Annotated in this window: 16 protein-coding genes; 4 read left to right on the forward strand and 12 right to left on the reverse strand. The window is 59.3% G+C overall.

Annotation, left to right across the window (positions count from 1 at the left end; all coding sequences use genetic code 11):
- The first annotated feature begins 254 nt into the window (after window positions 1-254).
- Window positions 255-7,328 carry a TcdA/TcdB pore-forming domain-containing protein gene (locus J3P90_RS03095; RefSeq protein WP_434675814.1) on the forward strand — a complete coding sequence of 2,358 codons (7,074 nt, stop codon included), beginning with the start codon at window positions 255-257 and terminating at the stop codon, window positions 7,326-7,328.
- 100 nt (window positions 7,329-7,428) lie between these two features.
- On the opposite strand, the gene J3P90_RS03100 is transcribed toward J3P90_RS03095, so the two are convergent.
- On the reverse strand, window positions 7,429-8,091 hold the full coding sequence (locus J3P90_RS03100) for a hypothetical protein (RefSeq protein WP_434649066.1): 663 nt from the start codon (window positions 8,089-8,091) through the stop codon (window positions 7,429-7,431).
- Window positions 8,092-8,314: 223 nt separating this feature from the next.
- On the opposite strand from J3P90_RS03100, the gene J3P90_RS03105 reads away from it, so the two are divergent.
- A complete protein-coding gene (locus tag J3P90_RS03105; protein ID WP_434607984.1) occupies window positions 8,315-9,139 on the forward strand; it encodes a hypothetical protein in 825 nt (274 codons plus the stop codon).
- Window positions 9,140-9,157: 18 nt separating this feature from the next.
- Here the strand turns inward: J3P90_RS03105 and J3P90_RS03110 are convergent, their stop codons facing one another.
- From J3P90_RS03110 to prmA, 8 genes are all read right to left on the reverse strand, one after another.
- Window positions 9,158-9,754 carry a MarC family protein gene (locus J3P90_RS03110; protein ID WP_230148745.1) on the reverse strand — a complete coding sequence of 199 codons (597 nt, stop codon included), beginning with the start codon at window positions 9,752-9,754 and terminating at the stop codon, window positions 9,158-9,160.
- 62 nt (window positions 9,755-9,816) lie between these two features.
- Window positions 9,817-12,591, reverse strand: coding sequence for a response regulator (locus tag J3P90_RS03115; RefSeq protein WP_434607982.1), 2,775 nt, complete (start codon window positions 12,589-12,591; stop codon window positions 9,817-9,819).
- A 99-nt stretch (window positions 12,592-12,690) separates the two neighbouring features.
- Complete coding sequence (gene purD, locus J3P90_RS03120; protein ID WP_434560865.1) at window positions 12,691-13,986, reverse strand: phosphoribosylamine--glycine ligase; 1,296 nt, start codon at window positions 13,984-13,986, stop codon at window positions 12,691-12,693.
- 156 nt (window positions 13,987-14,142) lie between these two features.
- Entirely contained in the window at window positions 14,143-15,750 is a 1,608-nt protein-coding gene (gene purH / locus J3P90_RS03125) for a bifunctional phosphoribosylaminoimidazolecarboxamide formyltransferase/IMP cyclohydrolase (RefSeq protein ID WP_434675815.1), read from the reverse strand.
- Between the two features lie 83 nt (window positions 15,751-15,833).
- Window positions 15,834-16,154, reverse strand: a complete 321-nt coding sequence (gene fis / locus J3P90_RS03130; RefSeq protein WP_007921650.1) for a DNA-binding transcriptional regulator Fis — start codon at window positions 16,152-16,154, stop codon at window positions 15,834-15,836.
- Window positions 16,151-17,158, reverse strand: a complete 1,008-nt coding sequence (gene dusB, locus J3P90_RS03135) for a tRNA dihydrouridine synthase DusB (RefSeq protein WP_434560863.1) — start codon at window positions 17,156-17,158, stop codon at window positions 16,151-16,153. The genes fis and dusB overlap by 4 nt, the downstream gene beginning before the upstream one ends.
- Window positions 17,159-17,342: 184 nt before the next feature.
- A complete protein-coding gene (locus J3P90_RS03140; RefSeq protein ID WP_434607976.1) occupies window positions 17,343-18,566 on the reverse strand; it encodes a DUF3426 domain-containing protein in 1,224 nt (407 codons plus the stop codon).
- 30 nt (window positions 18,567-18,596) lie between these two features.
- Window positions 18,597-19,475 (reverse strand): 50S ribosomal protein L11 methyltransferase, encoded by an 879-nt coding sequence (gene prmA / locus J3P90_RS03145; protein ID WP_420766273.1) that lies wholly within the window; start codon window positions 19,473-19,475, stop codon window positions 18,597-18,599.
- Between the two features lie 191 nt (window positions 19,476-19,666).
- Between prmA and J3P90_RS03150 the strand changes: the two genes are divergently transcribed.
- Together J3P90_RS03150 and J3P90_RS03155 are read left to right on the forward strand one after the other, a co-directional pair.
- Window positions 19,667-22,519 carry a dermonecrotic toxin domain-containing protein gene (locus J3P90_RS03150; RefSeq protein WP_434675816.1) on the forward strand — a complete coding sequence of 951 codons (2,853 nt, stop codon included), beginning with the start codon at window positions 19,667-19,669 and terminating at the stop codon, window positions 22,517-22,519.
- 5 nt (window positions 22,520-22,524) lie between these two features.
- Window positions 22,525-23,643, forward strand: a complete 1,119-nt coding sequence (locus tag J3P90_RS03155; protein WP_434675817.1) for a hypothetical protein — start codon at window positions 22,525-22,527, stop codon at window positions 23,641-23,643.
- A 79-nt stretch (window positions 23,644-23,722) separates the two neighbouring features.
- Here the strand turns inward: J3P90_RS03155 and accC are convergent, their stop codons facing one another.
- From accC to aroQ, 3 genes are read right to left on the reverse strand one after another with little or no spacing between them, the layout of a single operon-like run.
- Window positions 23,723-25,078: an acetyl-CoA carboxylase biotin carboxylase subunit gene (gene accC / locus J3P90_RS03160; RefSeq protein WP_420766275.1), complete on the reverse strand. Its 1,356-nt coding sequence runs from the start codon at window positions 25,076-25,078 to the stop codon at window positions 23,723-23,725.
- A gap of 17 nt (window positions 25,079-25,095) precedes the next feature.
- A complete protein-coding gene (gene accB, locus J3P90_RS03165) occupies window positions 25,096-25,560 on the reverse strand; it encodes an acetyl-CoA carboxylase biotin carboxyl carrier protein (RefSeq protein WP_434560857.1) in 465 nt (154 codons plus the stop codon).
- Window positions 25,561-25,608: 48 nt separating this feature from the next.
- Complete coding sequence (aroQ, locus tag J3P90_RS03170; protein ID WP_420766277.1) at window positions 25,609-26,061, reverse strand: type II 3-dehydroquinate dehydratase; 453 nt, start codon at window positions 26,059-26,061, stop codon at window positions 25,609-25,611.
- Window positions 26,062-26,408 lie beyond the last annotated feature (347 nt).

The raw sequence follows: 26,408 nt of genomic DNA on the forward strand, positions 1-26,408 counted from the left end.
GTTCAGGTTAGTTGTCAGGTCTTGTTTGACGGTATTCGGCTGCCTCGCGGTGAAGTGTAACTTTTTAATGGTTTTATCTTGAATGATGATTGACGGAGCGACTGGTTGAGGTTCGCCCGGGTGACGGTTATGTTTGTGTCGTCAAATGTGAACTGTTCTATTGTTTTTTAAAAGTATGCGCGAGTGCAGGGAAGTGCTCGATTAAAACAATGCCCGCCCCGTCGGGCTGTTATATCAAATGGAATTGCCGTTTTATGAAACGATTCAAAGATTCACCCGTGAGGGATTACGCCACTTTCGACAAGTTGGTGGCGCGCGATGCGCTAGAGCGAATATTGACGCCTTATACAGGTACCGAAGGATACGACGCAGCGCTTAGATACTATGACAGCTGTGTCAAAACGCGAGATACGCCTGAAATGCTGACGCCTTTGGCGTTCCTGAAAAGAACCTTGGAGTCGCTTCAGGGGCAAAGCAGGCGTAGGCGTGCGTCAGAATCGTCTTCGGACCCGGCCAGCGAGGATAGGGGCCTGAGGCGTAGTCATCGCAGGGTAGAAAGTTACGAAACGCGCCTGTCCAACCGTATTGAGTTAATGAAACAACCTGTCAGCGAAGTGCCACGAAAACTGCATTTTGTTTGGCTTGGCGGAGGCTTGGGCGATATTCAGCTGGATTACCTTCGCCTGTGGAAACAGGTAATGCCCAAAGATTTCACCGTGAATGTCTGGCATGACCCGGATGGGCTATTGGTACACGAAACTACGCGAATTATCGTTGAGGCGGCGAAGGCTGATACATGGGGTGGCGAAGAGCAGGTCGCGACCTCGGGTCATGAACTGGCGGATCGCTATGAAGTGCGAGTAACGGCCCTAAAGCGCCAGATGTCCAGGCACATCGATCGGGCAGTTCAGCAGGGTAAAAATGCAGATGAGGCGCGCATCGATTTATTGGTTCGCGGATATGAACGCGATGAAAGTGTTCTGCGCGCACTGAAGAATAAGAACGCTAAAGTCATGCACGGTTTGAGCGACGAAGGCGTGCAACTGCGCAGTGTCCGTGAGCTTCAGGCTTTCCCTCGTCTGGGGGATTTTTATCATCGTGAAATGTCCTTGCGCGGCAACCTCGCGGCAGCCTCGGACATTGTGCGGATGCTGGTGGTGCATGACGAAGGTGGTATCTACAGCGATGTGGACTTCTTGCCACCCTTTGTCCAGAGCATGGCGGGCATTGATGTCAGCCGTCTCAAGCGTGCCGAACGACTGGGTGTGTTGCAGTTACTGCTGAACAAGAATCCCGGTTGGATGCCGGGTCGCCAGGCGCTGGTCGATCGATACACGGACTACACCGCTGACATCCCTGAAGAGCATCGCGGGGCGTTGGAACAATTTGCAGAAACTGCCCCGTCGTCGAAGGAGGTGTTTGCGCCGTTTACGGATGGCCGTGCGCGTGCCGACAGTTTGCGCCTGGCCCAGATCGACGATGGGGAATCCAATGCCTTGATTGTCAGCCATCCGGGGTCGGCTGCGGTCAATGCCATTATCGAGCGCTTCGAGATTCATCATCAGGCATTGCTCGCCGTTGAGCGCGAAGCCGGAAAAGATAATATCAATTTCCATGAGGCCGACCGCATCTCGAATCTTGCGGAGGGAGTTCTCAAGGTTGAATTCGATATCGTCGACGAAAAGACCGGCATTGAAGATCGCCGTGCCATGAGGCTTCGCGTGGCAATAATGGACTATTTCAGTGACGGTTTACGTCCCCAGGCCGAGGGATCGATATTCCTGACGGGGCCGGGCGCCGTGCGGGCGGGCCTGATGGAGTATGGGAGCAGGTTCCTCACGCCACAGGGGGCTGAAGCGCTGCGCAAATCCGTTCGGTTGAACACGGGCTTCAACAACATGACGGAGGAAGAGCAGGACCATTCATGGAAGGAAAATGCCGCAGACATGGACGCCTGGTTCGCGGCCGAAAAAGCTCGCTGGACCGAGGGCCGAATGCAAGCCCGCTACACCGCGAACCTGGCGGAACTGCTCAAGCCGTACAGTATCGAGTTCGAGGAAGGCTGGCCGGTGATCGAGGGGCGCCATGTACTCTCCACCGACGTGCTACAGCCACTCGCCGATGAGTTGGGCGAGCCCTTCATTGCCGCGATGAGTCAGGGCCACACCGGTGAGGTGGTATTCGATGAGGTCATTCCCCTGGGGTTCGATGACCGCCAATCCATTCGTGCCCAAAGCAACGGAAAACTCATGCCAGCGCCACCGCGCGAACAGCGGGTGCAACCGTTATCCATTGGGCAACTCTTGAACGAGATGGCTGGCGGGCATCTTGACGTTCTCCAGTTGGGACCGCTGCAACGCCTTCAGATTGGGGCATTGATCGGTTTGAAGAGGCTGGACAATGCCAGTTTCGACGCGGCTCGCCCGCAGTTGGAAAACCTGCTCAATGATTTCAAGAAACCCGGGACCCTGAACCGTTACACAGCAATCGAGCGCGCGTTATATGCGCATCAGGCCCCGGCGTTCCTGGCAGGGATTGAAAGTGCGGTGAACGGTGGTCCCCGGCATGACGAAACCGCGTTGGGGCTGAGGAGGTCCCTGCTCGAAAAGCCGTTGACGTTACGTCAGTGGGGTCAATACGTAGAGCGCGTCCAGCAGGCGGCGATGCATGAATACCGGAGCCAGATAGTCAGGCGGTTGAACACTGTTCTGTTTGCCGTTGACCCGAACGCTTTCAGGTCCGTACCACAGGACCTACTGTTCCAGGGCCCGGGTGATCGCGTAGCTGGGCGTTGCTACCCATTGTCCCTGGCCATGGCGGCTGCTTTTTCTCAGGGGGCGGATGCCATTCGAACCCTGTGTAATCGATTCGAGCTGGCGATCGCGGCATCTGACGAGGGGGACTCGCCTGATTTCATGAGCAGCCTGGAATCGTTGCGTGAGATGAAAGTGGACAACGTGGGTAATGCCCTCGAACGCGCTGATCTGGGTGAGGTCGTGCATATTCTGCAGAACAAGACGGCCAGTACATTGATGCTCAATTCAGATAATCACGTCATGCTTGCCGCAAAGACTATCGAAGGCGGACACGAAACCTACCACTTCTACGATCCGAATTTTGGCGTGTTCGGTTATGAGGACGCCACGGGTTTTACGAAGGCGCTGGAAGAGTTTTTTATCACCCAGGGGATGGCCGCCCAGTACGGCGCATATGGCGAAGAGACTCATCCTTCGTTTGACTTGATCGAGCTGGATGGTAGCCGGGTGGCAAAGGAGGTATTACCCAATACGGTACGGGTTTCGCAGTTGTTGCTACCCGACGCCTTACGAGGCCAGTCGCAACGCTCTGTCAGGACGCGGATCGCCAGCGCCCGGGGACAATCGCTCCAGGACAATCCGCGACTTGGCAGTTGCTTGCTGGCCTTGGATGGCCATTGGTGGGCGCAACAGATCGCTGACGCGACAACGCGTTTGCAACAGACGAGTGAGTCTGCCTCAAGCCTCGTACCGCTGTTCGACACTCTGGAGGGTGATCCGGACGGGACGTACCGGATAACCATGGTCGATCCGGCCGATCCAGGGCATCCGGTACAGATCAAGACCGATGACCATCGTCTCCTGCGCATAAAAAACCACCTTTCGGAACGTTTCTCGACGTTGGCCAACCAGCCCACCGCCACGGACGATGCCCATGCGGTGGGCGGCGTTCATACGTTGAACGCCGGTTTCGCCATCCAGGCGTTGATGAACGCGCTGAGGGGACGGGAAGGGGCCGACCGTCCCCTCACCCTGGCGGTGCGATTGCATGCCTATGTCAATTACGCGCAAATGGCCCATGGCACTGTGGCCGACGTCGCCGGGCTGGTCGGCCTGGTTCGCAAAGCGTTGGATGAGGAGAAACTGATCGCTAGCACCGTCGCGCCGGTGGTCAAGGCCTCCGTGGGCGCCACTATGAGCGAAGCGACGGGGGGGTTGCTGCAACTGGCGAATGTCGGGTTCGACATCTACCAATTAGCGACCGCGCATAACGATGTTGAACGCGCGCAGTTCGGTACCCAACTGGCTTTCGATTCGGGCGGCCTTGCATTGTCGGCGGGTGCCCTGATGGCGGGCGCCACGACCGGGGCGTTCCTCGGCAGCGCTTCCGTGTTGCTGGCGGGGCTGGGCGTTGGAGTCGCCGCACTGGCCCAGGGGTTTGCCAACATTGCCGAGGAAGCCAAGCAGGTCGGGTTGTTTTTCGATGAGGTGGCAAAAGCCCACTTGAACGCCTATCGGCTCGACGCGGCTCATGGCGCCTGGAAGCCACGCCCGTCGCTGATCATCGACGCCGTGAATCTGGCCGATGGAACCCTGAACCTGGGCAGTCCCAAGCTGTATCCCTTGTACGATCATTTTGGCGTGCCATCGTTTTCGACCGACCGCGGCCAGCCGATCGATATCCGCGGGGAACTGGACTTGCCGTCTCGAGTCAGCTTCACGCCGCCCGCCGGCCAAGCCATCGTCTTGCCGTGCATTCCGCAGACCTGTTACCGCTACGAATACAAGGCTCTGCCCTTTGCGAACTGGCGCCATGACACCGGTTTCGACACGGCGCGACGCCTGGAGAAAAGAAAGGCGAACGGCGAATGGCTGTTCCTTTTTTCCTTCTATTCGTTTCCCAGTGACTACATCCTCCATCGTCTTTTCGAGCCGGACTATAGTTCAACCACGATCGATGTAGTGCTGGATGATACCGATCGTTCGCTGGTGATCCCCGAGCTTCCGCCGATCTGGCACAAATTGATCACTTATCGCATCCAGGGCGCCGGCAAGCGGTGTGCGGTGCTGATCAACCCCGGTGTGAAGCTGGCTCTCGGTACAACGCAATCAGGTCATTCGACCTGGATACTGGACGCTCCCTGGGCCGAGGAAAGCGATATCAAGTTTCCATCCACGGAACGTCTGTCCATTGGTGACGTTGAGGTGACATTCACTGCAACTGGAAGCCATGAGGTTTTGTTGCGGACCGCCCAAGGAAAAGTGTTCCAGGTAGACCGAGGCTCTCGCCAGCTCAATGTTGTCCTGGAGGTGGTGCCGGAGTGCCAGGGCCAGCAGGCACTGCAGGAATATTTCAAGGCCTTGAACCAACAGCACCGGCTGACGGCACCGTACACGCCGGTTCGTCAATACCTGATTCCGTTCGAAGACCCGAAACCCCCGCGACACGTTACGGCTTGGTACGACTCGAAAGAGGACCGTTTCCTCTACATCCGCGATGAAATCATAGGTGACGAACCGACATCGCTTGGGGCGGTGGTAAATGGTTATGCCTGGTTCTATGACACGAAGGATGTGAGGATCTGGCAAGTCGACGCTAAGACAGGGCTGTTGAGCCGACACTATTGGTTGTGGGGTTCAATAAGCGTAAAGGCGGTGATCAAGAGTGTCGAGGCAGACGCACAGGGGATCATCCATATCGTGCAGCAGATTACCCGCAAGGATCGCAGCATCGATGTTCTGGCTTACGTCATCCAGGATGAGAGACTGCTGCTGACTTCGATCACACGAGGTTTGGACCCCCATCTGGAAGCACTTCTAGGGAGCAGCGAAACCCTTCGCGACTGGTCGCTAGTGCTTGCGGATGGTTTTGAATATTCGTCAACGTTTGGAGGGATGCACACTTTCGAAACTGTCACCTGGCAACCGGCGCCCTTTGTATCGATCTGCTGGAAGCTGAACGATGCAGACAGGGATATGGCGTGGGTGCGCTGGGGCGATAACCTGATCATTCGTCCCGTGCCGCCACCCAAGCATTACCGCAGCTGGCCTGACACGATCAAGGACGGGACCGAGCTGACCCTGTTGAGCCTGGCAGACGAAATCGATGCATTCATGATTTTCGACCGCAAATACCGGACGGTGTGTCGTCGGCAGCGCACCCTTGTCGATGGCAAGGCAGTTTGGTCCGATAAATGGCGGCAGAGAGGGTTCGTCGAGGATTTCGTTGCCATGGACAACGGATACGCGGCCATGAGGACCGACGGCTTGTTCTTCAACCTGACCCGCCAGGGAGACCTTCGGTTTGGGGGCATAAACGAACATTGGTTCAAGGCGCCGCCGCAGAAACAACAGCATTGGTGGCCTGCCCTGGAGTCACTCGCCCGCAAGCAAAACACCGATCGTTTCGATCTTCTGGGGCTGGTCGCTCCCGACGGCAAGACGAGGTTGTACGCCTGGTACATCGACAACAGGCTGCTGCTGGCTAAACCGGAGCACGCGACCGTCCTTCGTCTTTTGAACGTCACCCCGGATGGCGAGGCGGCCTGGTTGTTCGATATGTCCAATGGCGAGGTCCTTCGCCAGGCCCTGATCGATCATGAACAGGTGGAGCGCGCGTTCGGTCAAGGTTCGCAGTTGCTCCAGGCTGACGTGTTGGCTCCTGCGAAACGTGAGTGGGCGCCCTGGAAGTTCGTCAACCTGACGGTCGACGGACCGGGATTGCGTGGTGTCACCGAGGAGGGCCTGGTGATCATGCTGCGAGATCCTGGACACGCTTTGCTCACCGGAGTCACCCGTGAGTGGGTGGTCACCCAGGGCGGGCGAGAGCAAGAAGCGCTTGAGCGATTGGCGAGGTCCGTCGCCCATAGCGCCCTGTTGACGGTGGAAGTGCCTGATGGCCTGGCGTGGTTCGTCGCCGATACCGGGCGCATGATCCGGGTGCCCAGGGTTGCCTTCGCGCAAGGATTCGAGGTGCTTGGAACCCAGCACCAGACCAACGTGTTACTTCGCGAAAACAAGGATGGGAAACTGCTGACATACCCCCGCGAAGGGGATGCGGGACCGCTCAGCTATGTTCAGCGTGAGGGCGAGGTGCTGGTTGTCCAGAGCGCCGAAACGAAGATTGATGATCTGCCCGCGCTGCTTCCAGACGATGTGACAACGTTGGTCCTGCGCATGGGCGAAGGTGCGGTGACTTACCGACTTCCACCGTCCATCTGGTGGCAAGTCCAGTCGGTCATCCTTGACTGCCGGCCTTCATTGCCCGACAAGGCTACCGTTCCCGGCACGTTGGTCTGGGACCTCAAGGAGCCTGAGCAACTACAGTTGAGCATTGTCGATGAACACCTGGTGATTTTTGATCCGAACAGCGGACGCAGTGTGATTTGTCGTGAGGTGTTTGCCACCGATGTCAGCTTGCGTGGCAATGTGCGGTTCAGTTTCGGCGGGGCTCGTTACTATTCCGTTTCGACATGGGTGACGCAGGTGGTCGCTTTGTCGGGTAGCCAGAGCATCACGCTAAAGGAGTTACTGGAAACATCGGCGGCGAGGGAAGTCGATTTGGCGGGTTGATCCCTGGCTAAATCGAGCGGTAAGAAGAAGGGCTGCGCATGTGATCCATTAGCAGCCCTTTTTAATGGGCGCTAAACGGATAGCGCCCCCTTGAGTTCCGTTACTGGCCGCTTATGCGGCGATTGCTTCGTAGGGAAAATCGTCTCATGACTTGCTCGTCAAGTTTCTTCCGGATTAATTCCCTTCGTGTGTCCAGCGTGCTTCTGTCAAGTCTCAAGTACGCTTTGCGTTGGATCACTCGGGCAGTGCGGTTTTCCCAGTTCCAGAACAAAAAACTGCTTCTTTTTACATTTACGCTCAGTTCGAGCTTAAACAGAGCGATATGCAGGTTGCCTTGTGAGTCGTACCGGGCCGGGACGATTTGAAATGACTCGCCCTGGAGCGTTTCCGTATCGAACGATAACAGGGCAGGACTGTTGGCCTTGAAGGTGTCCAATGTATCGATCATCGCATTCGCTTGCCGTGAATCACGCATGGCGTCGGCGCTTCGTACCAGGAACTCTGCCACGGAACCGGATAAAGAGTGTTGTGTGCTTTCGAAGATAGACCCGTCATAAAGCCCCCAGCCGAGAAAATTCAGTGTGTTGACATATTCGCCAAACCAATCGCGGGGGTTGGCGTGACGGAGATAGCCGAGGTCGGCCGATAGGGTGGCTATATTGGTGCAGTCTGCAATGTCGTCGTGGTCTTGTAGGGAAAGTGCCCCGATATATGAGAACAGATTCGGGCCCGTTACGAGTCCGGTTAATGGTTTGTCGGCCATGACAAAAATTTCCTTCATTAGAGAGGGTGGGTTAGTTGAAGGGCTACTATCGCAGAGTGTTTATAAAGGTAGGAATGATAGTTGTCGTCTAAATATGTTTTTGGCGGTGGTAGGGGTGGTGCGACATATATCGTATTTGCTTTTTGATTGTGAGTTTGGTTGTGCGTGGTTTAGATTGTTTTTTGTCCGCAGGAGCGGTCAGTCATTAAAAAAGGAAAGTAGTATGGAAAAGTTTGATAGTGTCGTTAGCGTTGCGCAAAGTTTGGAGTTGGTGAGTGCTCGCATCAATAGGCGGAAGGCGTTGGTTGATACCGGGCGGCGTACGCGCAGGTCCGTTATGCAGACAGTGCAGGATAATCCCAACAAGGAAATGGATGCCTTGATGCTCGGGGATGCACTTTTGGGTTATGGCAATAATATGTCGCTCAATAACATGGCGATCATGGAGAACCTGATCACCATGTCAATCATGGAGGCCAACTATGAGGTGCCTGGCGGCAAGAATACTCATGGCTGGTATGAGGCTTTCATTCGATGCTTGCAGGATCTTGGCTGCTTTGTGGCCGATGACGGCTACTCGCGCTATTCCGAAAATTCGCTACAGGTGGATATGGACAATGTCATCAGCGACATCGTCAAAGGAGTTATCGATGGCGTGAAAGCCAGCCTACCGGCGGCAACGGTACTTGGTGCGGTGGTCAGTACGACAATTGATGGTTTGAAGCAGGACAAGGAGACCATTGACCTATTCAATACCCAAGTCAAGTCCGCCGATGGTGCGCGCCTGTCTGTCCTTCCTTGTGAGCAGTTACCCAACGGTATTCTCATCGCATCCTCCAGTTCGATAAAACAGACCGGCTCCTCAAGTAACGGTGGCGTTCTTTTCGTGAACTGGCGTGCGTCGGCACGGGATATCTTCCGGGGCAAATCGTTCGTGACCTTCAACCCGGAACGTTACGAGGCACTCAGGAACGATATTGAAGGGTATTTGGGCAAGCATCGCAGGGAAGTTCTTAGTAAACGCTTCAGCCGCCGCAAGAGCAGCTAATTCCTTTCTCGGCCAAGGTCACGGCACCAGATAGCCTCTCACCCCGGTAAAAATGATCTGGGCCGCCAGCGCACAGACAAACAACCCCATCAGCCGGCTGACAATCTGCAAGCCCTGGTCGCCGAGGATTCGCTCGATGCGGCTGGACAGGTAGAGCACCACGCCGACGGTGAAGCTGGCCAGGGCGATGCTGATGATCGCCATGAGCTTGTCGTCCCAGTGCGGCTGGCTTACGCCCATCACCAGCAGGGCGCCGATGGTGCCGGGGCCGACGGTCAACGGAATGGTCAGCGGGACGATGGTCACGTCCTGCTGAACATTATCGGTTTGTACCGCCGACTTGCCCTGGGCCATGCCCAAGGCCGAAATGAACAAGACGCTGCCGGCGCCGATACGGAACGCATCCACCGTGATGCCGAACACGCTGAAGATCACCCTGCCAAACAAATACAGCAACACGCTGGAAACCAGCGTTGCGGTCGCGACTTTCCAGGCCAGGCGACGCTGTTCCTTGCGGGAATAGCCGCGTGTCAGGCTGATAAAACACGACAGCACGAAAAAGGGGCTGTAGAGCACCAACATTTTCAGGTAAACGCTGAACAGCACATGGAGCATGGTCAAGGCTCGTGACAGAGGAAGACGACGGGAGTCTATCAGGCGATTTGGCGCCTGTCGGCTCAGGACGTATGCGCTGTATTGTTTTGCTGATCGCGCTGGGCCACCCAGTGTTCGATCAGCTCACGCAACTGCGACAGTTCCACCGGCTTGGCCATGTGCCCGTCCATGCCCGCCTGGCGAGCGCGCTCCTTGTGTTCGGCGAGGATATGCGCGGTGAGCGCCACCACTGGCGTGCGGGTGCGCTGGTTTCCGACTTCCCAGGCGCGTAGCTGTTGGGTGGCGGAGAACCCATCGAGAATGGGCATCTCACAGTCCATCAGGACCAGGTCGTAGCGTTGCTCTTTCATCGCCTTGAGCGCTTCTTCGCCGTTGCTGGCGGTGTCGGGTTGCAGATTGAGCTTGCCGAGCATGCCGCGAATGACCTTGGTGGAGATGGTGTTGTCTTCTGCCACCAGGATGCGGAAATCGCTGGGGACCTTCACTGGGAGTGGCAGACCGGCGTTGACCGGGACATTCGGCGCCTGGCCTTTATTACGCTGGTTCAGTTCGTCCGCCAGGGTGGTCTTGAGCGTGTAACCTGCCACGGGTTTGGCGAGGATGCGCTTGACGCCGCTGTTGCGCGCCACGATCTTGCTGGGCGCGTTGCTGATGCCGGTCAGCATGATCAGCAGGATATCGTGGTTGAGGCTTGGGTCTTCCTTGATCTTGGCGGCCAGTTGCATGCCGGTCATGCCAGGCATGTTCTGGTCCAGCAGCACCACGTCGAAGTAGTCGCGCAGGTGCGCCTTGGTGCGCAGCAGCGCGAGGGCTTCCTTGCCCGACGGTACGGCGCTGACGTTCAGGCCCCAAGCGCTGCATTGCTGCACGAGCACCTTGCGGCAGGTGTCGTTGTCATCGACCACCAAAACCCGCGCGCCTTGTAGCGGGCCATCGAGGTCGGCGGTCGGATGTTCCAGGCGGTCTGGGTCCAGCGGCAAGGTCAGCCACAAGGTGCTGCCTTGGCTGCTGCCACTCTTGATGCCGAATTCGCCATTCATCAGCATGATCAACTGGCGAGCGATGACCAGCCCCAGGTTGCCGCCCAGGCGCGTGGCCGATAGGACGTTCTTGCTGTGCAGCTCGGCATGCATCAACGTTTCGCGTTCTTCGGCATCCATGGGCGAGCCGCTGTCCTGTACCGCGATTCGCAGGCGCGGTTGACTGCTGCGCTCGTCGAGGGCGACAACGATCAGGACCTCGCCTTCATCGGTTTTCTTCAAGGCATTTTCCAGCAGGCTCAACAGCGCCTGACGCAGCCGCGTCGGATCGCCGCTGATGACCCGAGGCACTTGGGGCTGGATGAAGCTGATCAGCTCGACATTCTGCTGTTCGGCCTTGGCGCGGAAGATGCTCAGGCAGTCCTCGATCAGTGCATTGAGATCGAACTGCACGTCATCCAGCTCGATTTGCCCGGATTCGAGACGGGAAATGTCGAGAATCTCGTTGATCAGGGTAAGCAGTTCATTGCCGGCGCTGTGGATCGTCTGCACGTAGTCGCGCTGTTTGACGGAGAGCGGCGTGCCCAGCAACAGCTCGGTCATGCCCAGCACGCCATTCATCGGTGTGCGGATCTCGTGGCTGATCTTGGCCAGGAACTCGGCCTTGGCGTTGATCTCGGCATTGCTCGCCGCCAGGTCGCGGCTCAGGCTGAAACGGTTTTCATTGATCGATCGCTGGCGTTCGCCCAACGCGACGCTCATCAGCAGGCCGCTGACGCAGATAATGACCAGCAAGGTGACGATCAGCCCTTGGGGCGCGACTTCGGTCAGCCCTTGCAGGGCTGGAAGAATGATCAGCGTACCCAGGTTGAACACCACCATGGCGGCGACGAAAAGCCGCGCCGGGCGGTAGCCCTTCTGCCAGTGCCAGGCGCTGACGAACAGCATGCTCAGGCCGGCCAGGGCCACCAGCGCATAAGTCATGATATTGAGGGGCAGCGTGTTGACGAATAACAGCAACAGGCTGCAGAGCATAATGAAGACAATTTCGCCCAGCAGCAGCCGGTCCAATGGATGCGGTCCCAGTGGGGCGAAATAACGATAGGCGAACATCAAGCCGCAGGGCGCGGTCAGCAACAAGGCCAGATAGGCACCCGGCGTCTGGATCGCCGGCCAGTCAGGCAGCCAGGCCCCAGCGAGGTTCAGCAGCAGTACCAGGCTGAGCATCAGCAGCCCTTCGCAGGCGGCCAGCCACAGGCAACTGCGCGACCGGGTATAAGCGTAGCGGGTGAGGTTGTGCAGGATCAGCATGGCGATACAGCCGAACAACAGCCCATAGACCAGCGTCTGGTTCTGGTTGGCCGCCGCCAGGACCGCCGGCTGCAACGTGACATAGGGGCGCAGTTCGTAGCGCGATGCCAGTCTCAGGTAGACGTCCAGCGATTTATCGCTGCGCGGCAAGGGCAGCATGAAATCGCTGCTGGGCACCGTAGGTTCGGTATGCGGCATGGCGTTGCCGGTGACTTGTTGGCTGACCAGAGTGTCGCCATCCAGCACATAAAGATTCAGGCGCGACAGATCGGGCGCGAAGACCCGCAGGATCTGTTCATGCCTGTCGGGGGAAAGCCGGAAGCGCAGCCACAGGGCTCCCCCCGGCTCGGCTGCCTTGAGGTGATCCAGGTCAATGGGGCTGAACTGGTTGGTATAGCGGGCAGAGCGGATGTCGCTCAGCTTCAGGTCGCCCTGTTCGTCGAGCAATACCGCCCAGCCGCTGCCGGGCGCAGCCTGTGCCGGGAACACGCAGAGCAGCGTCAGCAGGGTAACGGTCAAGCTTATGGCAATCCTGAGCCAGCGCACGGCGAAATCCCTTCGTAGGTTGATGCCAGATGATAACTATGCGCGGCGCCCGAGCAGACAGGCAAGAGCTCTGGACCCTTGCCTGTCTGAATGACCGGATTATTCCAGGTTTTCGCCACGCTCGCGTGCAATGGCACGGTAGCCAATGTCCTTGCGGTAGAAACAGCCTTCCCAATCAATCTGCGCGGCAAGCTTGTAGGCTTGCTGCTGAGCGGCGTCGACGCTGGCACCCATGGCAGTGGCGCATAACACTCGACCACCAGCCGTCACGACCTGGCCGTCCTTCAATGCCGTACCTGCGTGGAAAACCTTACCTTCCAACTGGGCGGCGGCTTCCAGGCCCTTGATGGCGCTGCCCTTGGCGTAGTCGCCCGGGTAACCACCGGCCGCCAGCACGATGCCAACGCTCGGACGTGGATCCCATTGGGCTTCAACCTTGTCCAGCGCTTGGGCCAGAGCGGCCTCGACCAGCAGCACCAGGCTCGATTGCAGGCGCAGCATGACCGGCTGGGTCTCAGGATCGCCGAAACGGCAGTTGAATTCGATGACTTTTGGGTTACCAGCCTTGTCGATCATCAGGCCAGCATAGAGGAAACCGGTGTAGACGTTGCCTTCCTCGGCCATGCCACGCACGGTTGGCCAGATGACCTGGTCCATCACGCGCTGGTGAACGTCGGCGGTGACCACTGGCGCGGGGGAGTAGGCACCCATGCCGCCGGTGTTCGGGCCGCTGTCGCCATCGCCGACGCGCTTGTGGTCCTGGCTGGTGGCCATGGGCAGGACGTTCTTGCCATCGACCATGACGATGAAGCTGGCTTCCTCGCCGTCGAGGAATTCTTCGATTACCACACGGGAACCGGCGTCACCGAAGGCGTTGCCAGCGAGCATGTCGCGTACGGCTTCTTCGGCCTCGCTCAGGGTCATGGCCACGATCACGCCTTTACCAGCGGCCAGGCCATCGGCCTTGATCACGATCGGTGCGCCTTTTTCGCGCAGGTAAGCCAATGCCGGTTCGATTTCGGTGAAGTTCTGGTAGTCGGCAGTTGGGATCTTGTGGCGCGCCAGGAAATCCTTGGTGAACGCTTTCGAACCTTCCAGCTGCGCGGCGCCGGCAGTCGGGCCGAAGCAGTCCAGGCCACGGGAGCGGAACAGATCGACTACACCGGCAACCAGTGGTACTTCCGGACCGACGATGGTCAGCGAGACATTTTTCTCGGCGAAATCGGCCAGTTGCTCCAGGGCCAGCACGTCGATGGCGACGTTCTCGCACTTGGCTTCGATGGCGGTGCCGGCATTGCCCGGAGCGACAAAGACCTTCTGCACGCGCGGATCCTGAGCCACTTTCCAGGCCAGGGCGTGTTCACGGCCACCGCTGCCAATGATCAAAACATTCATTTCAAAAAACCTCGATGACGCTGATTCTGGATGCAGCGTTAAAGCTGCCTTTCTGTGGGAGCGAGCTTGCTCGCGATGGCGGTGCGTCAGCGGACGCCAATGCTGACTGAACCGGCGCTATCGCGAGCAAGCTCGCTCCCACAGTGGGTCGGTGTATCAGTGGCGGAAGTGGCGCATGCCTGTGAATACCATCGCGATGCCGGCTTCATCTGCCGCCGCAATCACTTCTGCATCACGCATCGAACCACCCGGCTGGATCACCGCGGTGATGCCGACCTTGGCCGCATTGTCGATGCCATCACGGAACGGGAAGAACGCATCGGAGGCCATGACCGCGCCCTGGACCTGCAAACCAGCGTGTTCAGCCTTGATGGCGGCGATGCGAGCCGAGTTCACGCGGCTCATCTGACCGGCGCCGACGCCGATGGTCTGGCGGTTCTTGGCGTAGACGATGGCGTTGGATTTGACGTACTTGGCGACTTTCCAGGCGAAGATCAGGTCGTTGATTTCCTGCTCGCTCGGGGCGCGCTGGGTAACGACCTTCAGGTCTTCACTGCCGATCATGCCGATATCGCGGCTCTGGACCAGCAGGCCGCCGTTGACGCGCTTGTAGTCCCAGGCTGGCGCCCGGTCGGCCGACCATTGGCCGCAGGCCAGCAGGCGCACGTTGGCCTTGGCGGCAACAATAGCGCGGGCTTCTTCGCTGACGGAGGGGGCAATGATCACCTCGACGAACTGGCGCTCGACGATGGCCTTGGCGGTCTCGGCGTCCAGTTCACGGTTGAAGGCGATGATGCCGCCGAAGGCCGACTCGGTGTCGGTGGCGTAGGCCAGCTCGTAGGCCTGGCGGATGCCGCCCTCGGCGTCCGGGCTCACCGCCACGCCGCACGGGTTGGCGTGCTTGACGATTACGCAGGCTGGCTTGACGAAGCTCTTCACGCATTCCAGCGCGGCGTCGGTATCGGCTACGTTGTTGAAGGAAAGTTCCTTGCCTTGCAACTGGGTGGCGGTGGCGATGCCGACTTCGGCAGGCTTGGCTTCCACGTAGAACGCCGCGCTCTGGTGCGGGTTCTCGCCGTAGCGCATTTCCTGGGCCTTGACGAATTGGGTGTTGAAGGTGCGCGGGAATTCGCTGCGGCCTTCGGTGCCCAGGGTTTCGGCCGCCTGGTTCACGGTGCCCATGTAGTTGGCGATCATGCCGTCGTAGGCCGCGGTGTGTTCGAAGGCCTTGAGCATCAGGTCGAAACGCTGGGCGTAGGTCAGGCCACCGGCCTTGAGATTTTCCAGCACGCTGGCGTAGTCGCTGGCGTTGACCACGATCGCCACGTCTTTATGGTTCTTGGCCGCCGAGCGGACCATGGTCGGGCCGCCGATGTCGATGTTCTCGATGGCGGTCGGCAGGTCGCAGCCGGGCTTGTTGATGGTGGCTTCGAACGGGTAGAGGTTGACCGCTACCAGGTCGATCGGCTTGATGCCATGTTCGTTCATGATGGTGTCGTCGATGCCGCGACGGCCCAGTATCCCGCCGTGGATTTTCGGGTGCAGGGTCTTGACGCGACCGTCCATCATTTCCGCGAAACCGGTGTAGTCAGCGACTTCCACCGCGGCGACGCCGTTGTCCTGCAGCAACTTGAAGGTCCCGCCGGTGGAGAGGATCTCGACGCCCAACTGTTGCAGCTCGCGGGCGAATTCAAGGATCCCGGTCTTGTCGGAGACGCTGATCAAGGCGCGGCGGATCGGCAGGCGGGTGGTCTGGTCGGTCATTTCAGGTTCCATCAAAAGCAAGGGAAGTCAGCAAAAAAGGCGACCGTTTTTTACGCGGGCGCCTTTCTGGTTTGATTGAATGCTTAAAGTAGATCGTACTGCTTGAGTTTCTTGCGCAGGGTTCCGCGATTCAAGCCCAGCAGCTCGCTGGCCTTGGTCTGGTTGCCCTTGACGTAGTTCATCACGCTTTCGAGCAGAGGCGCCTCGACTTCGGAGAGCACCAGGTTGTACACATCCGTGACGGCAGCGCCCTCAAGGTGGGCGAAATAATTGTGCAGCGCCTTCTCGACGCTCCCGCGAAGGGTCTGGCCTTCTTCGCTGGGCGTATTGAGGTGCTGTTTCAAATTCACGTTGTCGCTCACGGGTGCTGTTCCACTCACTAAAGTCTCGGTCATCATCGTCATGCGGCCACCCCTTCGTCCCCTGTCAGGCTCTTGTAACGTTCGGCGAAAAACGCCTGAACGTCGGCGCATTGTGCTTGCGTACCATCCAAACGATTGAAACGGGCGCGAAACTCCCTGGCGCCCGGCAGGGTTGCGAGATACCAGCCCACATGCTTGCGAGCGATGCGTACGCCCATGACTTCTCCGTAGAAGGCATGCAGCGCGGCCAGATGCTCTAGCAGAATACGTTCCACCTCGGACAACTGCGGCGCAGCGAGCTTTTCTCCCGTGCGCAGGTAATGTTCGATTTCACGAAAAATCCATGGCCGCCCCTGGGCGGCCCGGCCGATCAACAGGCCGTCGGCACCGGTCGCGTCCAGCACGTACCGGGCCTTCTCGGGCGAGTCGACATCGCCATTGGCGAAGACCGGAATGGACACCGCCTGCTTGATCGCGGCTATGGTGTCGTACTCGGCTTCGCCGGTGTACAGGTCGGCACGGGTGCGGCCATGGACCGCAAGCGCCGTGATACCTGCCTGTTCGGCGATCTTCGCCACCGTCAGGCCGTTCTTGTTCTCCCGGTCCCATCCGGTGCGGATCTTCAGGGTCACCGGCACATCGACCGCGGCGACAACCGCCTGCAGGATCTCGGTGACCAGCGCTTCGTCTTTCAACAGTGCCGAGCCTGCGGCCTTGTTGCAGACCTTCTTCGCCGGGCAGCCCATGTTGATATCGATAATCTGCGCCCCCAGCTCTACGTTGGCTCGGGCCGCTTCCGCCAACATCTGTGCATCACCACCGGCGATCTGTACCGAGCGCGGCTCGGGATCACCTTCGTGGATCATGCGCAGGCGCGATTTGCGGGTGTTCCACAAACTCATGTCGCTGGTGACCATTTCCGAAACCACGAGTCCTGCGCCCAATCGTTTGCACAACTGACGGAAGGGCTGGTCGGTGACGCCCGCCATAGGGGCCAGGACCAGACCGTTCTGCAATGTATATGGGCCGATGCGTACCGCCGACATAGGAGTTCCCTGAAGTGGGGCCGGATCATGAGACTTCGAAAAAGGGTTGGCATGATACCCGCTCTCGATGACTGGATAAAGGTCGAATTGGATAAAATCTGAACAGCTATTCCGTTATCGCCAGCGGTTTGGTTTGGGTCGGGCGAGTCAGAATGCCGTCGTCAATCGATCGACCCTGCAGCCTTCATTCGGGCGAATGGAAGCTCAGGCTGTAGTTCACCGCCTTCGGTCCCGGATCGAGGATGTCCAGGGCGATATGGATCGGCGTCTGCGGCGGCATTTCCCCCCGGCCTTCGAGATCGCCGCCCAAATACTCACCCGGCTTGAAACGGCGACTGGCGATCAGGTGGCCGTTGAGGTCGGCAAAGCGCAGCTCCAGCAGTGGGAAGGGCTGGGAGAAGGGCGCGCGGTTGTAGATGATCGCATCCACCACCAGGGCTGCGCTGAACTCTGGATGGCTGCGCACCACCAGGTTGCTGCTCTTGATCTTGGCGATGTCGACCTTGGAGGGGACGTCGCAGCCGATGGCCGGGCAGATTTGCAGGAACCACGGGCGGTACTGGTCCTGGCGAGCCAATTCCTCGAAGTGATAGGCGATGTACTGACCGCCCAGGGCGGCGGCGGCGAGCAGCACCAGCAAACCCCAAAGCAAGCGCCGGCCCCAGGGCGAGCGGCGTTTGCGCCAATCCAGTTGCAGCGGGTCGTCGTCCAGGTCCTGGAGGGCTTCGGCGCGTATGCCGGGCTCCTGGCGATCACGTTTCTTGCGCGGTGTCGCCAGCGGCTCCGGCTCGTCGTCCAGGTCGTCCGTGGCGGACAGTCGCTCCAGGTGCTCGTCGGTCTCCTCGTCCGGCGCCAGGCTCAGCGGGGCGACGGGCTCATCGTCCGGTTCCAGCGGCTCGAGGGCCAGGGACAAGGATGGCTCGGTTCGCGGCGGGCGGGCCGGTTCATGGGGCTCGAACGGTTCGAGAGGGGGCTGGATGGCGGTCTCGGCGCGCTCGGCGGTGGATTCGCTGTACAGGCTGTCAGCCCAGGGCTCCTGGTCGCTCGAAGGATGCTCGCGCAGTGCGCTCAGGTTGTCTTCGCGGCGCCGTCCGAAGGTGTCGGGTGCGCGTTTGTCGCGCCGTTCCAGACGAGCCAGTTCCTTGTCCAGGTCATCGAGATCCAGTTCGGCGGCAGTCCATTGTTTCTGGCTGATCGCCCGTGGCGCTTCGACCACGGGTTTTGCCGGGGAAGCTGGAGCAGTAGCGACGTCCTTGGTGGCGCGTTGCTCCAGCAATTGCTTCGCGGCATTGAACACTTGCAGGCACGAGCCGCAACGAACCACCCCGCGTGCGACGCTCAATTGAGCATGGCTGACGCGAAAACTGGTGTGGCAATGCGGGCACTGAGTGACGAAGCTGTCGGTCATGCGGCAATCCGGTCGATACAGGCGGTCATTCTAGCGCCGACGTCCAGTGATGCGCACCCAGCCATCGCGATTGGCGATCGGGTCCAGGTTGAAATCCGCGGCATAAGCGGCAGCGACTTCTTCACCCTGTTCGGCGAGGATGCCCGACAATGCCAGGCGTCCGCCCGGTTTGACCAGGCTCGACAATTGCGGCGCCAGGGACACCAGCGGGCCGGCAAGAATGTTCGCCACCAGCACGTCGGCCTGTACCTTCGGCAGATCCTCGGGCAAGTACAGCGGGAACAGCGCTTCGTCGATGTTGTTGCGCCCGGCGTTGTCGCGGGAGGCTTCCAGGGCCTGGACATCGATGTCGGTGCCGACCGCTTCCTTGGCACCCAGCAGCAGGGCGGCGATGGCCAGGATCCCCGAGCCGCAGCCGAAGTCAAGCACATTGCAGCCGTCCAGGTCCTGGCCGTCGAGCCATTCCAGGCACAGCGCGGTGGTGGGATGAGTGCCAGTACCGAAGGCCAGGCCCGGGTCCAGCAGCAGGTTCACCGCGTCCGGTTCCGGCGCTGCATGCCAGCTCGGCACGATCCACAGGCGCTGGCCGAAACGCATGGGTTGGAAGTTGTCCATCCAACTGCGTTCCCAATCCTGGTCTTCAATCACTTCGCTGTGATGTTCGGGCAACGGGCCGCCGGTGAGCAGCTCCAAATGGGCGAGCACGCTGGCCGCCTCGGTGCCGCCTTCGAACAGCGCCAGCAGGTGGGTGTGGGACCACAGCGGGGTGGTGTTGAGCTCAGGCTCGAAGATCGGCTGGTCTTCGGCGTCCATGAAAGTCACCGATACGGCACCTACTTCAAGAAAGGCGTCTTCGTAGGTTTCGGCTTGTTCCGGGCTGATGGCCAGGCGTACTTGCAGCCAAGGCATGGCGGGCACCTTTGAAAAATCGATAGGGGGCAGCAGGAGGCTGCAAAGGCGCGCAGTGTACGCCAGGTCGCTCCCAAAGTGGATAAGCGAGGCCTGGACTGGCCCGGTTGGTGTTTCGATATATATATGTATGACATTGGCCTGCCGCAGGGCGGATAAGGTGCGCATCCACACAACAGGGAAGGATGTGCATGGACGACATGGCCGAGTGGCAACAAGACAGGGATGGCGCGACGTCGTTATCTGACCGGAAAGAGGCATCTGCCCAGGCGATTCTGGAAAAGCTGACGGGCTGGCAGACTGTTATCGAGGCAAAGATGCAGGCCCAGAATACTTTTCTGGAGGAGCTGGAAGTTTATCTGCTGGTCGGGCTGCGTACCCATTATCGTCATGGCAACATCGATTCAGACTTCATTGGCACGCTGCTCGACGCGGTGTTGCAACGCAAGATCGACCCGTCGCCCGCGGTTTATGACGAGCATCAGGATGCGCCTTATCGCTGGGAAGGGGGGGCTGACCTGGGGTTCTCGGCTGAACGTCGGGATATCCTCGAGCAGGTCCTCGAAGGGACCGCTTCGACCATCCTCAACCATTACGAGGACTATCTTCGGCGCCATTGGAAAATGGCCGGACACGATGCTGCGCTCGAAAGCATCGTCCAGGAAAAACTCAACGAGCATGTGGCGGCAATCGACGCCATCCTTCAACCGCAAAGGTTGGTTGGGTTGGATGTCGAGCAACTGCGCGCAAGGATAGAGGAGCTGCAACAATCCTGGCGCCACATGGGGAAAGCGAATGCGCTGGCGACCCCTCGGGAGCGACGGGCATTGGAAGCGATAATGCGTGCGCAATTGCCTGATTGGCTACGGGGGTTGGGTGCAGCCGACCGTAAACGGTTGGAGGCGTTGAGCGAACATGCTGGGCAAACCCAGGCAATGGTCGATGAATTGCTCGACGGCTTGGGCTCCCTGGAAGCGTTCGCTCGGCGCCAGGCCCAAGGCTACATCAGGCGCGAGCTGGACATGGAAGTCGAACCTGACAGGGTTCGCGTGCAGCTGCAGTGGCGAGCGGTCATTGGCCAGCCTGTGCGAACCTATAACCTGAGTGAACTGGTGGCGGCGGGGCCGGTCAGGCCCGATGCGGTGACGGTGCGCCTGGTGGAGAATGGCGGCATGCTGCGCAACGAGCCCCTTGCCTCGGCATTCGTGGGGCAGATGTTGTCGAGCCTGGACGCACCTGCCGGTTACTTTTCTGCATTGTCGAGTCGGTACAACCGCGCGGACCTCAAGGACGCCCTGCTCGATTGGTTCATGGCGCGATTGCGACACAGCGCATTTGTCGCGCGGTGCGCGGGCCTAGTCACGGTGTCCAGCCACGACGAGCTCTACACCTTGCTGAACAGCTCATTTGCTGGACAAGGCGTGGGTGGATTGCAGGTTACCAATGTCGAACTGCCCAATTCGTTCCGATGCGCCGATCTGCTGCTGTTCTACCACGACGATGCACAGGGACAAGCCAGCGCCCCCCTGCTGTATGCCCCTGGTAAGCCCGATGGGCAGGAGTGGATCGCCCTGCCTTCGCTTCGGGCCGTGAGCGCCGAGATCGGTAGCTGGATTGCGAGCGAAACGGGTCGTGAATACCTGGTGCAGCAGATATCCCCGGTTGAACGTGACAGCGCTCGGGAATATTTTGTCGGCGTGAGGCAAAAGCCGACCACATGGGATCTGAGCAGGGACCCCAGAGGGACGCAAAAAGGGCTCAGGCATTGTCTTGAGCAGGCTGTCCTGACAGGGCTGAACCACAATCTGCAGCAGGTGGAATGGCACGACTCGCCTCGCTGGTACTCGGCCTTGCCACTTGAATCGCGGCGAAGCATCAGTGGCTTGAAGCAAGAGTCCCTGGTCCATCAGCAGGTCTTCGATGAGCAGTTGGCGGGTTATGAACTTTTTGTCGACTTTGCCAAGCGTACCGTCACGCAAGCGATTGCTCCGTATATGCGCAGCAAGGGCGTACGAGAACCGGTGGATCCGGAGACGGTTCTTATCGACTACTTCCCGGGGCTGGGAAGTGACAGGAGGGTAACCAGCCTGCTGGAACTCGCGATTTATGGGTACGACGACAACGCTGGGATAGACAACCCGAAACAAGGTGTGCGCTCGTCCGTTGGACAGGATTTGGGCCAGGTCCGCAGCGCCGACCTGGCGCTTTATGTTCGTGGGGCCTACCTGGGCGAAAAATACGCCAAGGAAATCCGTGCCAGGTTTCTCGATGCCAATGACCCGCAATACCAGAAGCGTCGCGATGCCTGTCGCTACATGCTGCTGGCGAAGATGGATCGCGACCTACGTATCGCGTATGGCCGGTCAGTGTTGAGCACCGACGCGTTCAACTGGCTCACGCGGCAAGTCACGTTGCTGAGCGACAGGAGACCGGCTGGCGGCCCCATCTATCCAGCGACGGCGGTCACGCGTGAAGGTGTGTTCAAGTTTACGGTCAACGGTCATGTCGTGTTGGGCGTCTACGTTTTCGCCTACTTCGAACCGAAGGGCTCCTACTGGCTGTACACGCCCGATGCCCCGGACGGCATCCGTTTTCGCAACTACCTGGCCTTCACCGGGCGCACCGCGGCGCAACTGCACGATTATGTCGTGGAGCGGGTGGCATTGATCGCGCGTGGTTCCGTCGAACAATCGTTGCGGGCATTGGGGCAGGTACCACGCGCGTCGATACCCTGCGTGAATTCAGCCGTGTGGTCGATATCGACGCTGAGTTCGATGCCTGTATCGAGCGGGCTATCGCGGACGTGGAAGATGTCACCACCCGTCGTGCAGAGGCCATCACGCAGCAGATTCAGAAAGGGCTGCTCTTTGCGGCTGCGCCGGTGTGCATGGTCTTCCCGCCGTTTGCCCTGCTGTTGGATATCGTATTTATCGGCCTCAGCTCCAAGCAGGCAATCGAGGCGCATAGGCAGGGCGATACCCAGGAGGCTCTCGAGCATTGGCTGGAGGTTTCCTGGGGCGCGCTGCTGGCGGTGCCAGGGGTGACCGGCATGGCTGCATTGCTGCGCCGTTCGGTGATGAGTCTCAAGCGTGCGGCCAAGCCGTTGTCGTTGTCGGCGCAACGTCTGAAAGGCGCTGCGGTATCCGCTGTGAACAAGGATACCGGGCCGCTGGTCCAGCCCATCCGTTTGGAGCCAAGGCAGGCGGTCGACGCAACGCCTGAAAATCTGCAATGGGTGAGCGAGGAGGGGATTTTCTACGGCACCTACCGCAGTCCGCCCAGCGCATCGCAGCCACGAAGTACCTATTACATACGCAGCCGGGGCCGGTACTTCCAGGTAAAGGAGGACGCTTACTTTGGCGGTCTATGCCTGGTGGATGCCAGTCGTCCCGGCGCGCTATACAACATGCCCATACGCAGGATGACGAATGGCAAGTGGACGCATAACAGCGTTGGCTTGAGAGGGGGTAATGATGGCGTGCGTAACCTGGGGCGAGTCGACGATCTACGGGAGGCGTTCCCGGGGCGCGTCGATCCTGACGTGACAAGAGGCGCGTTGCAGGGCGAGGCCGTAGTAGCACGCTTCAATGAGGCGACGGCTGACGGGTATCTGTTCTCGCTCAACGCCCAGACATGCGTGATCGCTTCGTTATATAACCCCGTTACCCGAGTGGGGGCGGTCATTCATTTCGATCACAATATTGGCAGGCTCATAGAGGAAGGTGTCGAGGCTCTGTTGCGGCGCCTTGGCGGATCCGCAAAGGATATCCGCGTCACGCTTGTAGGTGGGGACTGGTTGACGGGTCTGGACATTGGCGAGCCGGTCAGGACCGTGATGCGGCGCAAAGGCCTTGAGCCAACCTGGGACTTCTGGTCGTATTCTTCCTGCTTCGGTAATACCTATGGTGTATCGCTGAACCTCAAGAGCGGCATCACTTCGGTCTTCAAGATGTCGCAGACCCAAGTCGAGCGTTATTACGCCCCAGTGCTGTCTCGGGCCAAGTACAGTACCGATCCGGTATCGATACGTGCGCGTAGATTCATGACGCGCACGCGCAGCGAACCTTTGATGACAAACGCCAACGGTGCCGTCCGCACCCGCCAGGGCAGGCCAGCGACAACGGCGCAACTTGCGATGAACAGGTTCTCGATGGTGAGCCTGAACTGAGTGGGTCTTCTAGCCCGACGATGGGCAAAAAAAGACCCCGGGCCAAACGGACCGGGGTCTTTTCACATCCCTTGGAGCATCAGTGCTGGTTGCCCAGCTTGTGTTCCAGGTAATGAATGTTGACGCCACCCTCACAGAAACCCTCGTCGCGGACGAGATCGCGGTGCAGCGGGATGTTGGTCTTGATCCCGTCCACCACGATTTCATCCAGCGCATTGCGCATGCGCGCCATGGCTTCTTCACGGGTCGCCCCGTAGGTGATCAGCTTGCCGATCAGCGAGTCGTAGTTCGGCGGAACCGCATAACCGCTGTACAGGTGCGAATCGACGCGAACGCCGTTGCCACCTGGCGCGTGGAAATGCTTGACCGTGCCTGGGCTCGGCATGAAGGTCTTCGGATCTTCAGCGTTGATCCGGCACTCCAGCGAGTGGCCGCGAATAACGACGTCATCTTGAGTGAACGACAGCTTGTTGCCGGCGGCGATGCTGAGCATCTCCTTGACGATGTCGATACCGGTGACCATCTCCGAAACCGGGTGCTCCACCTGAACACGGGTGTTCATTTCGATGAAGTAGAAACGACCGTTTTCGTACAGGAACTCGAAGGTGCCGGCGCCACGGTAGCCGATGTCGATGCAAGCCTTGACGCAGCGAGCCAGGACTTCCTGGCGAGCTTGCTCGTCGATGCCCGGTGCCGGTGCCTCTTCGAGGACCTTCTGGTGACGACGCTGCAGCGAGCAATCGCGGTCGCCCAGATGGATGGCCTGGCCCTGGCCGTCGGACAGAACTTGCACTTCGACGTGGCGTGGGTTGGTCAGGAATTTTTCCAGATAGACCATCGGGTTGCCGAACGCCGCGCCTGCTTCGGAGCGGGTCAGTTTTGCCGAGGAAATCAGGTCTTCTTCCTTGTGAACCACGCGCATGCCGCGACCACCGCCGCCGCCGGCGGCTTTGATGATCACCGGGTAGCCGACTTCGCGGCCGATGCGCAAAGCGGTTTCTTCGTCTTCAGGCAGCGGGCCGTCGGAACCCGGAACGGTGGGTACGCCTGCGGCGATCATGGCGTGCTTGGCGGAAACCTTGTCGCCCATCAGGCGGATGGTCTCGGCTTTCGGGCCGATGAAGGCAAAACCGGAGTTTTCGACCTGTTCGGCGAAGTCGGCGTTTTCCGCCAGGAAGCCGTAGCCAGGGTGAATGGCGGTGGCGCCGGTCACTTCGGCGGCGGCGATAATCGCCGGGATGTGCAGGTAAGAGTGCGCAGCCGACGCGGGACCGATGCAGACGGATTCGTCCGCCAGGCCCAGGTGCATCAGTTCTTTGTCGGCCTTGGAGTAAACGGCGACGGTCTTGATGCCCATCTCTTTGCAGGCACGCAGAATCCGCAGGGCGATCTCACCGCGGTTAGCGATCAGAACTTTTTCCAACTTCGCAGTCATCAAAGGCTCTCCGCGGTTCAAACGATGGTGAACAGCGGTTGGTCGTACTCAACCGGCTGGCCGTCTTCAACGAGGATGGCTTCGATCACACCGCTGGTTTCAGCTTCGATGTGGTTCATCATCTTCATGGCTTCGACGATGCACAGGGTGTCGCCTTTCTTCACGGTCTGGCCAACTTCAACGAAGGAAGGCGAGGTTGGGGAAGACTTGCGATAGAACGTACCCACCATTGGCGAGCGGGCAACGGTGCCGTTCAGCGCTGGCGCGGCAGGTGCGGCTGGCGCTGCGGCGGCGGCCGGAGCTGCAGCGGGAGCAGGCGCAGCGGCTGGAGCCTGCATCGGTGCAGGTGCATAGAACTGCTGGGCCGGGGTCTTGCTGTGACGGCTGATGCGTACGGACTCTTCGCCTTCCTTGATCTCGAGCTCGTCGATGCCGGACTCTTCCAGCAACTCGATCAGTTTCTTAACTTTACGGATATCCATGAATCATCAACTCCCAAGGGTCGGTCAGGGGCGTTTAACGCTTGTTGTTCAAGCTGTTGCCTGTTTTTCAAGCTGCTCTAGGGCGGCCTCCAGGGCCAGTCGGTAACCGCTGGCGCCAAGGCCGCAGATCACTCCCACCGCTACATCGGAGAAGTAGGAGTGATGGCGGAAAGGTTCGCGTTTGTGCACGTTGGACAAATGCACTTCGATGAATGGGATGCTCACCGCCAGCAGCGCGTCACGTAATGCGACGCTTGTATGTGTAAAAGCTGCTGGATTGATCAAAATGAAGTCCACGCCTTCGCCACGCGCGGCATGGATGCGGTCGATCAACTCGTATTCGGCATTGCTTTGCAGATAAAGCAAATGATGGCCGGCGTCCCGGGCCCGCTGTTCCAGGTCCTGGTTGATCTGGGCCAGCGTCACGGCGCCATAAACGCCCGGTTCACGGGTGCCAAGCAGGTTCAGGTTGGGGCCGTGCAGGACCAATAGGGTCGCCATCTGCTGTTCCTTGTTATCTGTGAGCAGGTGTCAGAACCCGGAGACTATGCCGCAAAGCCTTTATGACTGTCCAGTTCTCGGCAATAGCCAGCACGTTGACCGATGTTTACGCGAAGTTTGTGACTGAGCTTTATCATCCGGTCATTCGGTTGAACTGACCCACCGCTATCGCGAGCAGGCTCGCTCCCACAGGGGGATGTGCGGTGAGCATCTTCCTTGGACCATACCCAATAAATGAGGGAGCGAGCCTGCTCGCGATGACGCCGGCACATTCATTACCCATGCAAACTGAGCCACCGCTATTGCGAGCAGGCTCGCTCCCACAATGGGTTTGTGGTGTTTGCTGA

The organism is Pseudomonas sp. D3-10, from assembly GCF_051132175.1.
Lineage (GTDB): Bacteria > Pseudomonadota > Gammaproteobacteria > Pseudomonadales > Pseudomonadaceae > Aquipseudomonas.